At 67.7% G+C, this 13,746-nt stretch carries 11 protein-coding genes; 4 read left to right on the forward strand and 7 right to left on the reverse strand.

Annotated elements, in window-relative coordinates; all coding sequences use genetic code 11:
• Positions 1 to 2: 2 nt before the first annotated feature.
• The 6 genes from ACLMAL_RS31270 to ACLMAL_RS31295 form a co-directional block, all read right to left on the reverse strand.
• Entirely contained in the window at positions 3 to 830 is an 828-nt protein-coding gene (locus tag ACLMAL_RS31270; RefSeq protein WP_412002345.1) for a shikimate dehydrogenase, read from the reverse strand.
• A complete protein-coding gene (locus tag ACLMAL_RS31275) occupies positions 817 to 2,319 on the reverse strand; it encodes an endolytic transglycosylase MltG (RefSeq protein ID WP_412002346.1) in 1,503 nt (500 codons plus the stop codon). Before ACLMAL_RS31275 ends, ACLMAL_RS31270 begins: the two co-directional genes overlap by 14 nt.
• Positions 2,316 to 2,897, reverse strand: a complete 582-nt coding sequence (gene ruvX, locus ACLMAL_RS31280; protein ID WP_328403131.1) for a Holliday junction resolvase RuvX — start codon at positions 2,895 to 2,897, stop codon at positions 2,316 to 2,318. The genes ACLMAL_RS31275 and ruvX overlap by 4 nt, the downstream gene beginning before the upstream one ends.
• Complete coding sequence (gene alaS / locus ACLMAL_RS31285) at positions 2,897 to 5,560, reverse strand: alanine--tRNA ligase (protein WP_412002347.1); 2,664 nt, start codon at positions 5,558 to 5,560, stop codon at positions 2,897 to 2,899. The genes ruvX and alaS overlap by 1 nt, the downstream gene beginning before the upstream one ends.
• 132 nt (positions 5,561 to 5,692) lie before the next feature.
• Positions 5,693 to 5,950 carry a hypothetical protein gene (locus ACLMAL_RS31290; protein WP_412002348.1) on the reverse strand — a complete coding sequence of 86 codons (258 nt, stop codon included), beginning with the start codon at positions 5,948 to 5,950 and terminating at the stop codon, positions 5,693 to 5,695.
• A 288-nt stretch (positions 5,951 to 6,238) separates the two neighbouring features.
• Complete coding sequence (locus tag ACLMAL_RS31295; RefSeq protein ID WP_412002367.1) at positions 6,239 to 7,582, reverse strand: replication-associated recombination protein A; 1,344 nt, start codon at positions 7,580 to 7,582, stop codon at positions 6,239 to 6,241.
• 141 nt (positions 7,583 to 7,723) lie between these two features.
• Between ACLMAL_RS31295 and ACLMAL_RS31300 the strand changes: the two genes are divergently transcribed.
• From ACLMAL_RS31300 to ACLMAL_RS31310, 3 genes are all read left to right on the forward strand, one after another.
• The gene (locus ACLMAL_RS31300; RefSeq protein ID WP_412002349.1) at positions 7,724 to 9,397 is read left to right on the forward strand and encodes an alkaline phosphatase D family protein; all 1,674 of its coding nucleotides are present in this window, start codon (positions 7,724 to 7,726) and stop codon (positions 9,395 to 9,397) included.
• Between the two features lie 156 nt (positions 9,398 to 9,553).
• Complete coding sequence (locus ACLMAL_RS31305) at positions 9,554 to 9,901, forward strand: YciI family protein (protein WP_328403139.1); 348 nt, start codon at positions 9,554 to 9,556, stop codon at positions 9,899 to 9,901.
• Between the two features lie 29 nt (positions 9,902 to 9,930).
• Positions 9,931 to 11,199 (forward strand): RNA polymerase sigma factor, encoded by a 1,269-nt coding sequence (locus ACLMAL_RS31310; protein ID WP_412002350.1) that lies wholly within the window; start codon positions 9,931 to 9,933, stop codon positions 11,197 to 11,199.
• A gap of 89 nt (positions 11,200 to 11,288) precedes the next feature.
• Here ACLMAL_RS31310 and ACLMAL_RS31315 read toward each other — a convergent pair whose 3' ends face one another.
• On the reverse strand, positions 11,289 to 12,458 hold the full coding sequence (locus tag ACLMAL_RS31315) for a kinase (RefSeq protein ID WP_328403143.1): 1,170 nt from the start codon (positions 12,456 to 12,458) through the stop codon (positions 11,289 to 11,291).
• Positions 12,459 to 12,650: 192 nt separating this feature from the next.
• Here ACLMAL_RS31315 and ACLMAL_RS31320 point away from each other — a divergent pair, with 192 nt between their 5' ends.
• Entirely contained in the window at positions 12,651 to 13,739 is a 1,089-nt protein-coding gene (locus ACLMAL_RS31320; protein WP_412002351.1) for a hypothetical protein, read from the forward strand.
• Positions 13,740 to 13,746 lie beyond the last annotated feature (7 nt).

Raw genomic sequence — 13,746 nt, forward strand, 5'->3', positions numbered from 1 at the left:
TATCAGTTTTCGTAGCCGGCACTCGCCAATGCCGCCGCCATGTCCGCACGCGGTGCCGGACGGCCGGTGAACAGCTCGACCTGTCCGTATGCCTGGTTGAGCAGCATCTGCAAACCGCTGACCACCGTGTGTCCTGCGCGCGCCACCGCCTCGGCCAAGGGGGTCGGCCAGGGGTTATAGATCGCGTCGAGGACCACCGGGGCCAGCGCAACCGCGTCTGCGACCTCCACGGCCGCCGCAGCCGGGATCGTGCTGACCACAGCACCGGCTCGCTCGCACAGCCCGGCGAGTGCGGTGGAGTCGAAACTGGTCACCGCCGCGTTGATGCCGAGCCGCTCGGCGAGATCGATCATGCCGCTTGCCCGCCCGGCGTCCCTGGCGATGACGGTCACCGTCTTCGCGCCGAGTTCGGCGAGCGCGAGCAACGCGGGCCGCGCGGTGCCACCCGCACCGAGCACTACCGCCTCGGCCACATCGGTGACTCCACCGCCGCGTAGCGCGCCGAGCACGCCTTCCACGTCGGTGCAGTCAGCCAGCCAGCCTGCGTCGGTGCGGACAAGGGTGTTGGCCGAGCCGACCAGTACCGCCCGCTCGGTGCGCTCGGCGGCGTAAGCGAGCGCGGCCTCCTTACCCGGCATGGTCACCGAGAGCCCGACCCATTCCGGTCCGAGCCCGTCGACCAACCCGGGCAGCTGCTCGGCCGTACATTCGATGCGCTCGTAGCTCCAGTTCAGCCCGAGCGCACGATACGCGGCCAGGTGCAGCTGTGGCGATCGCGAGTGTGCGATCGGCTTGCCGAGCACCGCCGCCTTGCGACTATCGGCCACCATTGTCCTTGGAACTGTCGAGAATGCCGCTGCGCTGCGCCCGTGCGATCAGGCGCAGATGCTCCTGATAGTCGTCGGTGAACACGGTCGTACCCTGCTTGTCGACGGTGACGAAGTACAGCCACGGCCCCGCGTCCGGATTCTCCATGGCACGCAACGCGTTCAACGACGGCGCGGCGATCGGGGTCTTGGGCAGGCCCCGCATCGCGTAGGTATTCCAGGCGGTCTTCTGGGCGCGGTCGGCATCGGTGGTCGCCACCTCGGTGCGGTCCAGCAAGTAATTCACCGTCGAGTCGAACTGCAGCATCTGATCGATCTGCAGCCGGTTCACGATCACCCGTGCCACCTTGCCCATATCCTGGGGTTTCGCCTCGCGTTCCACCAACGAGGCGGCGACCAGCGCCTGATAGGGCGTCAGTTTTGTGTCGGCGCCGGACTGCAGCAGTCCGGTGGATTCATAGCTCCTCGCGCTCGCAGTCACCAATTGCCGAAGGATCTGCTCCGGTGTGGCGCTGGGATCGAAATCCCATGTGCCCGCAGCGATCAGACCTTCCAGCTGCCTCGTCCGGTCCGGGCAGTCCCTGACCCCCTGTGCCGCCCACGCGGGCACCCCGAGCGCGGAAAGGTCAAGGCTCGCGCCCGCGGCATCGAGCTGTTCGTAGGTCACACACTTCTGGTTGGCACCGATGCCGATGCAGCTGGCTTCCGCGATCTTGCGGTAGATGCCGTCATACCGCCCGCTGGTACTCATATCGTTTTGGTCGTGCAGCAGCCGTCCCTCGGAGACGACCAGGTTGCCGACGCGCGACTCCTTGCCGACCAGTGCTGTCACCGCCTGCATGGCGGGAACGTGGCTCGGTATCGCGTAGTAGCCGGGCTGCACCGCGTTCATGTTCGAATTCCGCACGGCCGCTTCGATGAACGCGGCACTGCTCGCGACGACGCCCTTGGCCACCATCGCGTTCGCGATCTGGTTGGAGGTGTCGCCCGGCTGCACCTGCACCACCACCAGCGGCCCAGCCGGTCCCGCGTAGTCCTCGGCGGGGCCAAAGGCGGATTTCACCCACTTGTAGCCTGCGAAGCCCGCGGCGACGACGAACAGCAGCACGAACACGCTTGCGATGGCCCACAGATTCCGCCGACGGCGCTTGCGCTCGGCCGCCTTGCGTGACGCGACACGGGTGCCCCGCCGCCGCGATCCACCGCGCGAGTTCGCCGACCGCGACTCGGCGCGGGGTTCCGAACGGCGGCCACGTGGCCGCCGTGGCTCCGGCAAGTCCTCGTCGTCACGCTCCGGCGCGGCGCGGCGCGCGCGCTGGCCACCGCCACGGGTCTGCGCAGGCGGCTCCAGCGGCTCCTCGTCGGTGTAGCGCGGGATGACCGTCGTGTCGTCCTCGTAGGCAGCCCAGGCGGCGTCGTCTCGCTTATAACGGCGAGACTCGACCTCACGCTGCCGAAAGCGTTCCTCGGCCTGCGTCCATCGATCCGTCATGCATCGTCCCCGGACGACGCGGGACGCACCGCTCCATGCCGCTGCTGCGGCACATCAGACGCGTTTTCGACCGACCTCAACACCGCACTCCGTTCGTCCAACCATCCTTGCAGGATCGATACGGCCGCCGCCTGATCGATCACCTGCCGCTGGCCACGCGCGCGAACTCCACTGTCCCGCAATGCACGTGCAGCTGACACCGTAGTCAAACGTTCGTCGGAAAGTCGGATAGGCACGGGAGCAATCGTGGTCCGCAAATGATCCGCGAACGCCATCGCCAGGGTGGCCGCGGAGCCTTTTTCGCCGCGCAATGTACGCGGCAGACCCACGATGACCTCGACGGCTTCGTATTCCCGCACAATTTCGGCAATTCTGGCTATGTCAGGTGCCAGACCGCCGCCGCGGGGATTCGGCTTAGCTCGAGGGACAGTTTCCACGGGCGTGGCGAGGATGCCGTCCGGGTCGCTGGCGGCGACGCCGATCCGGACACTTCCGACATCGACGGCAATACGCCTACCGCGACCGGGATCGGTCGCCGCGTCGGGCCGCTCGGCGCCGGGACTCTCCGAGTCGGTCATCACCCGGCGAGTTCGACCACCCGAGCACGGACCGAAGCTAGGCCGACTTCGATACCCGAGGGATCCGAGCCCGCGCCCTGAGCCATCTCGGGCTTGCCGCCACCGCGGCCGGCGATGCTCGGCCCGAAGCTGCCGACCAGATCGCCCGCCTTGAAGCCGAGATCCTGGGCGGCCTTGTTGACGGTCACCACGAACGGCACCTTGCCATCAGCGTTGCCGAGCAGCACCACGATGGCCGGGCTGCTGCCGAATCGGCCACGGATATCGGTGGCGAGCGTGCGCAGATCGCCCGCGGTGACGCCCTCGGGTGCCGTGGCGGCGACCAGCAGCACGCTGCCGATCCGCTCGGCCTCTTCGACGAACTTGCCCGCAGCGGACAGCACCGCAGCGACCTTGGTGCGCTCGAGTTCCTTCTCGGCCGTCTTCAACCGCTCCACCAGCTGCTCGACGCGACCCGGCACCTCTTCCGACGGCACCTTCAGCGACGACGCCACACCGGCGAGCAACGCCCGCTCCTTGGCCAGGTACTTGTAGGAGTCGAGGCCGACGAACGCCTCGACTCGACGCACACCGGAACCGACCGACGACTCACCGAGCAACGTGATCGGGCCGATCTGCGAGGAATGCTGCACGTGGGTGCCACCGCACAGCTCCATCGAGAACGGACCCCCGATCTCCACGACGCGCACTTCGTCACCGTAGTTCTCGCCGAACAGCGCCATCGCGCCCATTTGCTTGGCCTTGGTCAGGTCGGTGACGAAGGTGTTCACCGGGAAGTCCGCGCCGACCGCGTCGTTGGACACGGCCTCGATGTCGTTCTTCTGCTGCTCGGAAAGCTGCCCCTGCCAATTGAAGTCGAAGCGCAGGTAGCCGGGCTTGTTCAGCGAGCCCGCCTGCACCGCGTTCGGGCCGAGGATCTGGCGTAGCGCGGCGTGCACCATGTGCGTGCCGGAGTGGCCCTGAGTGGCGCCACGCCGCCAGGCCGGATCGGCCTGCGCGAGCACGACATCGCCCTCGGTGAGCTGGCCCTGCTCGACGGTGGTCTTGTGCACCCACAGCTTCTTGGCGATCTTCTGCACATCGTTCACGCGCAGCTTCACCCCGGCGGCGGTGATCGAGCCGCGGTCGGCGATCTGGCCACCGGACTCCGCGTACAGCGGGCTGCGATCGAGAATCACCTCGACGTCCTGCCCGACCGTGGCGACGGGAACCCGGACGCCGTCGGCGATCAACGCCAGCACGTGCGCCTCGGAGGTCAGCTCGTCGAAGCCGGTGAACTCGGTGGCGCCACGGTCGACGAGTTCCTTGTAGACCGACAGATCGGCGTGCGCGTGCTTGCGGGCCTGCGCATCGTCCTTGGCGCGCTTGCGCTGCTCGGCCATCAGCGAGCGGAATCCGTCCTCGTCCACCGCGAGGCCGGCCTCGGCGGCCATCTCCAGGGTGAGGTCGATCGGGAAACCGTAGGTGTCATGCAGGGTGAAGGCATCCGAGCCCGCAATGGTGTTGCTGCCCTTGGCCTTCACGGCCGCGGCCGTGTTGTCGAACAGGGTCGAGCCGGTGTTCAGCGTCTTGAGGAACGCCGTCTCCTCGCCGACCGCGACGGTCTCGATGCGGCGGAAATCGGTGGCGAGCTCCGGGTAGGACGGGGACATCAGGTCGCTGACGACCTTCATGAAATCGCCCATGACCGGCTTCTCCGCGCCGAGCAGCCGAGCCGAGCGCACGATCCGGCGCAGCAGCCTGCGCAGCACGTAGCCGCGGCCGTCGTTGCCGGGGTTGACGCCGTCGGCGATCAACATGGCGCCGGTGCGGGCGTGGTCGGCGATCACGCGGAAGCGCACGTCGTCCTCATGCGTGACGCCATAGGACCGGCCGGTCAGTTCCTCGGCCTTGTCGATGATCGGGCGCAGCAGATCGGTCTCGTACACGTTGTCCACGCCCTGCAGCAGGAACGCGACGCGCTCGACACCCATACCGGTATCAATGTTCTTCTTGGGCAGCGGGCCGAGGATCTCGAAGTTGTCCTTGCCGGTGCCCGCCCCGCGCTCGTTCTGCATGAACACGAGGTTCCAGATTTCGAGATAGCGGTCCTCGTCGGCCTCGGGACCGCCCTCGATGCCGTATTCGGGGCCGCGGTCGAAGTAGATCTCCGAGCACGGGCCGCACGGGCCGGGGATGCCCATCGACCAGTAGTTGTCGGCCATGCCGCGGCGCTGGATGCGCTCGACGGGCACGCCGACCTCGAGCCAGATCTGCTCCGCCTCGTCGTCGTCGAGATAGACGGTAGCCCACAGGCGTTGCGGATCGAAGCCGTAGCCGCCGTCCTCGACGCTGCTGGTCAGCAGCGACCAGGCGAAGGTGATCGCCTCGCGCTTGAAGTAGTCGCCGAAGCTGAAGTTGCCCGCCATCTGGAAGAAGGTGTTGTGCCGGGTGGTGACGCCGACGTTTTCGATGTCACCGGTGCGCACGCACTTCTGGACGCTGGTCGCGGTCGCGTAGGGCGGGGTCTGCTGACCGAGGAAGAACGGAACGAACTGCACCATGCCTGCGTTGACGAACAGCAGGTTCGGGTCGGCCAGGATCAGCGAGGCACTCGGCACCTCGGTATGGCCGGCACGGACGAAATGGTCCAGGAAGCGCCGTCGAATCTCGTGGGTCTGCACAGGTATCCAGCCTACCGGTGTGCCGCATCCGAATTTTCAGGGACCGGGGTGGTCCGCACCACCATCCGCCGATCCCGGCGAACCGGCCACCCCGTCGGCGTTCGACCAGGTCCAGCGCGGCCTACCACTTCATCACACCTCACGCGCCTCGTCGGACGCTGATACCGCTGCATCGAACGCGCTGATCATCGCCTCTAGGCGGTAGACCTGCATGATCGCCATGGCGAATCGGCGCAGTGCAGCGGTTCGAGAGTTTGCGCGCAGAGTACCGGCGCGGAGTACGTGAAGTCGAGACGGGCCCTGTCCAGCGGGGCTCGCGGTCGGCGATGTCGCAATGCCCTTCACCCACCAGCCCGCGGGTGGGTCGGTGACCGGCTCGCGGGGCGTCATGCTCCAGGAATACCTGGCCGACGAGTTCGCCACGGATGCGGGCCGCGGTCTTGTCGAAGATCGACTCGAGGTGATCCTGGACGGTGTAGGCGGATGCGCCGAGCGCCCTGGCGATGTCTGTGGTGGCGCGGCCCTGGATGCAGAGCAGGGTCACCAGGCATCAGCGCTGCGACTATCGTCGCCACCGCGACGTGAGCGGCCGGGTCCGCGAGATCGACACCGCCCTGGATCGGGCAGGGGCGCGCGGGTGGTCGTGGCACGACGACGAGGCCGGCGCCCACCGTGTGCCTAGCCTCGTTTGCCTGTGCGCATACCCCGCACGATCCGCCGGAGCCGGCCCACCCGAGCCTGGATGTCACGCTCCGCGCCGTGATCGGTCGGGTGGTAGTAGTCGATGCCCACCAGTTCGTCCGGCGGATACTGTTGCGCGAGAACACCATCCGGATTGTCGTGCGGGTACCTGTAGCCCTGGGCGTTGCCCAGCTTCGCGGCACCCGCGTAGTGGCCGTCACGCAGGTGTGGTGGCACCGCGCCTGCCTTGCCCGCGGCGACATCGGCCATGGCCGCGCCGATCGCGGCGATGACGGCGCCCGATTTCGGGGCGGTGGCGAGGTGGATCGTGGCCTGCGCCAAAGCGAGTCGCCCCTCGGGCAGACCAACCAGCTGGACGACCTGGGCGGCGGCGGCCGCAGTCTGCAGTGCGGTGGGGTCGGCCATGCCGATGTCTTCGCTGGCGTGGATCATCAAACGGCGGGCGATGAAGCGGGGATCCTCCCCCGCGCTGAGCATGCGCGCCAGGTAGTGCAGGGCGGCGTCCACATCGGAGCCGCGAATGGACTTGATGAAGGCGCTGATCACGTCGTAGTGCTGGTCGCCGGCACGGTCGTAGCGCACCGCGGCCTTATCGACGCTGGCCTCGACGAGATCCACGTCCACAGCGCCGTCCAGAGACGACTCGGCCGACGCCTCCAGCGCGGTCAAGGCACGGCGGGCGTCGCCGCCCGCGATGCGCACGATGTGATCGAGCGCGGCATCGGTCACCTTGTACTCGCCGTTGAGGCCGCGTTCATCGCCGATTGCGCGTTCCAGCACCAGACGGATATCGGCCTCGGTGAGCGACTGCAGCTGCAGCACCAGCGAGCGCGACAGCAATGGCGATACCACCGAGAAGGACGGATTCTCCGTCGTCGCGCCGACCAGCAGCACGATCCGGTTCTCTACCGCAGCCAGCAGTGCATCCTGCTGTGTCTTGGAGAAGCGGTGCACCTCATCGATGAACAGCACGGTCTGCTCGCCCGCAGTGAGCCTGCGGCGCGCCACGTCGATGACCGCGCGCACCTCTTTCACCCCGGCCGACAAGGCCGACAAGGCCTCGAAGCGCCGGCCGGTGGACTGCGAAATCAGCGAGGCGAGGGTGGTCTTCCCGGTGCCCGGAGGCCCATACAGCAGCACCGACGCCGCGCCCGAACCCTCGATCAACCGCCGCAGCGGTGACCCCGGGCCGAGCAGATGCTGCTGGCCGACCACTTCGTCCAGCGCGGCGGGCCGCATCCGCACAGCAAGCGGGGCGCCCGCATCGCGGCGCACCACTCTATCGATGGTGTGCTCCGTCGGCGCGGCATCGCCGGGCACGTCGAACAGGCCTTCGCTCACGCTGAGCAGGTTACCGAGACGCACCGACAACGCCGCAGCGCAGCCGTTTCCTCGATGTTCACTGTGACGTCGGGCGGTCCGATTTGCGTGTCGACCGGACATCGGATGTGATCACTACCCGTGGCTGAAAACACGGTCGTTTCACACCCCGGCTCCCCCGGATCCCTCGCCCGGCGCACCCTGCTGAAGGGTGGCGCTGCAGCAGCGGCCGCCGCCACCACGCTGGTGGTCGCCGCACCGGCGCGCGGCGCTGCCGAACCGGTGTTCCGGCATGGCGTTGCCTCCGGCGATCCGCTGCCCGACGGGGTGATCCTGTGGACCCGCGTCACCGTATCCGATGCCGCGGCACCGGGTTCTGGTGTCGGCGAAGCAGCGGCAGTGCGCTGGGAAGTCGCCGCCGACGAGCGGTTCACCTCGCTCGTCGCAGCCGGAACCGCCACGGCCACAGCGGATTCCGATCACACCGTCAAGATCGACGTGAGTGGGCTCGCACCCGGCACCCGCTATTACTACCGCTTCACCGCGTTCGGGGTGACCTCACCGGTCGGGCGCACCTGCACCGCACCCGCCGCCTCGGCCACCCCCGACCGCCTGCGGTTCGGCGTGGTCTCCTGCGCGAACTGGGAGGCCGGATACTTCGGCGCCTACCGGCACCTGACGGCGCGTACCGATCTCGACGCGATCGTGCACCTCGGCGACTACATTTACGAGTACGGGCGCGGCGAGTACGGCGGCCGCAACGGCTCGGTCCGCCCGCACGACCCCGCGAACGAGATCGTCACGCTGGCCGACTATCGGATCCGACACGCGCAGTACAAGACCGATCCGGACCTGATGGCCCTGCATGCGCTCGTGCCGTTCATCTGCACCTGGGACGATCACGAGGCCGCCGACAACTCCTGGTCCGGCGGCTCCAGCCACCACAACCCCGCCCTCCAGGGCGACTGGCAGGACCGGCGCGCGGCGTCGGCCCGCGCCTACCTGGAGTGGATGCCGGTCCGCACCAGCGGCTCCGGCGCCGACGTGCAGATCTACCGGCGGCTGCGTTTCGGCACCCTCGCCGAACTGTCGATGCTCGACCTGCGCAGCTACCGCGATCAGGAGTCGAAGCCCGGCGCCGGCTGGCGCGAGATGGACAACCCGGCGCGCACCATCACCGGCAAGGCGCAAATGGAGTGGCTCACCGCCGGTTTGGCGTCCGCACCGGTGCGCTGGAAACTGGTCGGCAACTCGGTGATGATCGCACCGTTGGTGTTCCCGCCCCTGGAGCCGTCCACCACCGCGGCCGTCACGACCATGATGGGCGTGCCGCAGGCGGGCATTCCGGCCAACAGCGACCAGTGGGACGGCTACACCGCCGACCGGCAGCGGCTGTTCCGCGCGATCACCGACCAGCAGGTCGGTGATGTGGTCTTCCTGACCGGCGACATCCACTCCTCCTGGGCCGCAGACCTGCCCGTCGACGCCGCGAACTACCCGGGCGGACCGACCGTCGGCGCGGAATTCGTCGTCCCCTCCGTCACCTCCTCGAGTCTCGGCGAAATCATGAAGGCGCCACCACGCACGGTCGCGGTGCCGGTGGAAGAGTCGATCAAGGGCGTCAACCACCACCTGCGCTACGTCGAATTGGATTCGCACGGCTACGGCGTGCTCGAGGTCAACCCCGACCAGACCCAGATGGACTGGTTCTATCTCACCGATGTCGCGGACCCGAATTCCGGCGTCCGCCACGGCGCCTCCTACGCCGTCCGCTCCGGCGGCCGCATCGAACCACGTCCGGCACTGCTGCCATGACGACCGTCACGCCGAGATTCACCTGGCAAGTCGCGATACGCGAACCACGAATCGGGGCAGAATTCTTTTCCGACGGTTGTCGATTTCCGTCGAACTCGCTCGTCGGGATGAGTATGGGACCCGAACGGCGGGTTCCGCCACCGAAGGAGCGCTGTCATGAGCCAGTATCTGGTGCTGATCTATGAAGACGAGAATGCCTACGCGACCGCCTCACAGGAAGTCATGGGCGCGGTCTACCAGGACCACGTGACGTTCCAGGAGATCGCGGGCGATGCGCTACAAGGCGGAAACGCCCTGCAGCCGACCCCCACCGCCACCTCGATACGCAAGAACGACAACGGCGATTTCACCGTGACCGACGCGCCGTTCGGCGAGGCCAAGGAGGCGCTCGGCGGCTACTACCTGCTCGAGGCTCCTGATCTGGATGCCGCGATCGCACTGGCCAAGCAGGTGCCCGCCCGATTCGGCGGTGTCGAGGTGCGCCCGATCATGGTTTTCGAATAGACCGAGCGCAGGCAGGGAACGGGCGGTCGATGTCGATCCACACCCCCGCGGCCGAACGGGCAGCCGCGGCCGTCGAGCAGGCGCACCGTCGCGAATGGGCCTTCGTGCTCGCCGCGACGGTGCGGCTGGTCCGCGATTTCGATCTGGCCGAGGAGTGCGTGCAGGACGCCTACGCCAAGGCGCTCACGGAGTGGGCGGCCGACGGCGTGCCTGCGAAACCCGGTGCCTGGCTCACCACCGTCGCCCGGCGTCGCGGCCTCGATCTGCTACGCCGCAATTCGACCATGCAGCGCAGCCTGCCGCTGCTGGTCACCGACCACGTCGAAGGCGACACAGCCGATCTCGCACTCGCCGCTGTCGACGCCGCCACCGATATCCCCGACGACCGACTCCGGCTGATCAGCACCTGCTGCCACCCGGCGCTGGCCCGCGAGGCTCAGGTGGCGCTCACCCTGCGCCTGGTCTGCGGCATCACCACCCCTGAGGTCGCACGCGCCTTCCTGCTCAGCGAGTCGACCATGGCGGCGCGAATCACGCGCGCCAAGAAGAAGATTGCACTGGCAGGCATCCCCTATCGGGTGCCGTCGGTGCGGGAACTGCCGCAACGCCTCGACGCCATCTGCGCTGTCATCCATCTGTTGTTCACCACCGGCCACACCGCGCCGTCCGGCGATGCGCTCGTCCGTGCCGATCTCGTCGAGCGCGCACTGCAATTGGCGCGGATGATGCATGCGCTGGTGCCCGACGATCCGTCGATGACCGGTCTGCTGGCACTGATCCTGCTCACCGACGCCCGCAGGGCGGCACGCGTGACCGCGGACGGCGAACTGTGCACCCTCGAACATCAGGACCGTGCCCGGTGGGACCGTGCGGCCATCGCCGAGGGCGTCGCATTGGTGAAACACGCGCTGCCACATACCGACCGGTACACGCTGCAGGCCGCGATCGCAGCGGTGCACGATGAGGCGCCGAGCTGGGAACAGACCGACTGGCGGGAAATCACCGGTCTGTATGTTCTGCTGCTTCGGGAGTGGCCGTCCCCGGTGGCCCGCCTGAATTATGCGGTGGCGGTCGGGCTTTCCGGCAATCCGAGCCGCGCGCTCGCCCTGCTGAACGACCTTGCCGCCGAGCCCGCCCTGGCCACCTACGGCTACCTGGAGGCCTCTCGCGCGGCGTTCCTCGCCCGGCTCGGCCGCACCGCAGATGCCGCGACGGCCTATGAACGGGCGCTGCTGCTCACCGAGAACACCGTCGAACGCGCCTATCTGGAAAAACGTGCGGCCGAACTCGACCCGTGACCACGGCACCGTCTTCGAATGCCCCACATATCGAATCCGGCATGCACCGGATGAATCCTGTTCGGTCCAGACCTGTTCGGACCGGTCGGCTACTCGGACCAGCGCTCTTCGAGCATGGCCGAGACATCCTCGGCGAAGTCGCCGACAGCATCGTCACCCGTGCAGCGGGCGTCCTCGGCCAGCGCCGCCCAGCGGTTGATCAATGCCTCCGAGCGCGGCACCGAGAGCCCGTGCTCGCGAGCCGCGGCGATGCGGGCATGGTCCGCGGGCAGGAACCAATAGGTCGACAGCCACACCCAGATCAGGCGGGCCTCCAGGATGCGCTCGGCGAGCACGTCGTCGTCGGCCAGTGCCTGCCAGACGCCGACGACCTCCGAGCGCCACGCCTCTACCATCTGCTGTGCGCGTTCGCGGGACAGTTCGAAGTCGCACAGGCATCCAGGGAAAGACACCAGCGCGTAGGCGATGTCGAGGGTGGCATCACGGAAACCGCCCCATTCGTAGTCGAGGAACCGCGCGCCCTCCTCGTTCAGGATGACATTGTCCGGGCACAGATCCGAGGGACTGAAGGCGCGGAACCGCCCCGCGGAGAACAGGCGGTTACCACGCACGATCCGCTCGGCGATCTCACCGGGCACCTCGATGCCGAGTTCGCGCTGCAGCATGCCGGGCACCTCGGAGATTGCGGCCTCGGCCTGCTGCGCGATGCCGTCGACCCGGTGCACCACATCGACGCGGCGCAGCAGCGCGACGAAATCCGCCTCGCGCCCAACAGTTGCCGCATGCATTCTGCCGAGCGCCTGTGCGAAGGCCATCAACCCGTTACGGGTCGCAGGCTCCGAGCCGGACTGCAGGACTGCGGTGATGCTGGCGTTGTCACCGAGGTCGCTGAGGATGAGCAACCGGTCGGGCAGGCTGTGCGCTATCAGGTACGCGCCGGGTCGTTGCTCGCGACTGAGCGCAGTCGTGAACTGGTAGGACACCGCTTCGCGCAGGAATGCGGAGTCGATGCTGGCCACACCGGGCGCTAGCCCTCCGGTGCGGCGATCCTCTGCGGAGCCACGGACCTGCTTGACAATCAGCGTCCGTGGCAACGAAAAGGCGTTCTCTGAAACACGTACGCGTAGGACTGTTGTCCTGCCACTGCCGCTGAGCTCGATCGGATCGCTCAGCTTCACCGGAGCACCCATTCGCTTGGTAAGCAACTGTTGCGCTGCGGACACGACTTCGGCGGCGCGTTCGGCCAATAGTGCGGTCATCGCCATTCAAGCTACTCGCACCGGGTCACTTCTAGCGAGCAGTTACACAACCTTTCCGCGTCGTTCGGCGTGTCTCGGTCGAGGTTGCGGAACGGGCGCTCCTTGCTTGACACCATTGCGCGCGTCCGGTTTTCTCATCGTCAACTGCCGTGCGCCACACCGCAAACCAGTTGCGTCGAAAGGTCTACGACAATGGCCGACACACCGTCATCCACACCGAACGATCCAGCTGGCGAGTCTCCCGAGCACAGCGGTGGCGAGAAGTTCGCCGCGCAGGGTCAGCACGAAAGCTCCGACCCGCAGTCGCCGAGCACCGGCACCGGCACCGGCACCGAGCACGGCCGCCACGAGATGGCGGGTCCTGCCGGGTACCCGCAGTTCGAGGGCCCGGGCGCGGCACAGTACGGCAGCGAACCGGTGGAGCCACCGCCCGCGGTGGCTCCGATGCCGCAGGCCCCGCCCCCTCGACAACCGCCTGCGCCGCACCAGCCGACCTACGGTCCGCCGGGGACCGGTCCGGCGGGTCCCCAGCCCGGCATGATGCCGCCGCCCGGGATGCAGCCCTACCCCGGCGCAACACCGCCACCGCCCAGCATCATGCCGCCACCGCCCGGCGGCCCGCTGCCGACCTACGGCTATCAAGCCGCTGACAACGTTCCCCGCAGTCTCGATGTCGGCAACGCGTTGAGCTACGGCTGGGAGAGGTTCCGGGCGAATCCGCTGCCGTGGCTCGGCACCACCGCGGTCGGCGTACTCATCTATCTCGCGTTCGTCCTCGTCGTCCGGATCACGAATCCGACGTCGATGCTGCCCGTGCTGCTGATCTTCCTGGCCGTGATGGTTGGGATCTGGCTGCTCCAGGCCGCGCTCGTCCGTGGCGCGTTGTACGAAACCGACGGCTACAAACCGGTTTTCGGGTCGTACTTCCACTTCGTGAACGCGGGCAATGTGCTGCTGACCGCACTGCTGGCGTTCGTGCTCACGGGGATCGGTTTCGCGCTGTGTGTCCTGCCGGGGCTCATCGCCGGGTTCCTGTGCATGTTCGCGCTGCACTATGTCGTGGATCAGGATCTGGGCCCGTTTGCCGCGATCAAGGCCAGCGCCACCCTTGTTGTCACCAATGCCGGGCCGGTGCTGTTGCTCGCTCTCGCGGTCGTGGTGCTGACCGTCGTCGGCACGATTCTGTGCGGTCTCGGTTTGTTCGTTGCCGCGCCGGTGGCAACTATCGCGGTGACCTTCGCCTACCGCACCCTGACCGGCGGCATGGTCGCGCCGCTCTGAAAACTGG

The organism is Nocardia sp. CWNU-33, from assembly GCF_046764895.1.
Lineage (GTDB): Bacteria > Actinomycetota > Actinomycetes > Mycobacteriales > Mycobacteriaceae > Nocardia.

Coding starts and splice junctions, on each gene's coding strand:
- ruvX (WP_328403131.1), bottom strand. CDS start 2,897: ATGACCGACTCGGAGAGTCCCGGCGCCGAGCGGCCCGACGCGGCGACC.
- ACLMAL_RS31270 (WP_412002345.1), bottom strand. CDS start 830: ATGGTGGCCGATAGTCGCAAGGCGGCGGTGCTCGGCAAGCCGATCGCA.
- ACLMAL_RS31305 (WP_328403139.1), top strand. CDS start 9,554: ATGAGCCAGTATCTGGTGCTGATCTATGAAGACGAGAATGCCTACGCG.
- ACLMAL_RS31290 (WP_412002348.1), bottom strand. CDS start 5,950: ATGACGCCCCGCGAGCCGGTCACCGACCCACCCGCGGGCTGGTGGGTG.
- ACLMAL_RS31275 (WP_412002346.1), bottom strand. CDS start 2,319: ATGACGGATCGATGGACGCAGGCCGAGGAACGCTTTCGGCAGCGTGAG.
- ACLMAL_RS31320 (WP_412002351.1), top strand. CDS start 12,651: ATGGCCGACACACCGTCATCCACACCGAACGATCCAGCTGGCGAGTCT.
- ACLMAL_RS31310 (WP_412002350.1), top strand. CDS start 9,931: ATGTCGATCCACACCCCCGCGGCCGAACGGGCAGCCGCGGCCGTCGAG.
- ACLMAL_RS31315 (WP_328403143.1), bottom strand. CDS start 12,458: ATGACCGCACTATTGGCCGAACGCGCCGCCGAAGTCGTGTCCGCAGCG.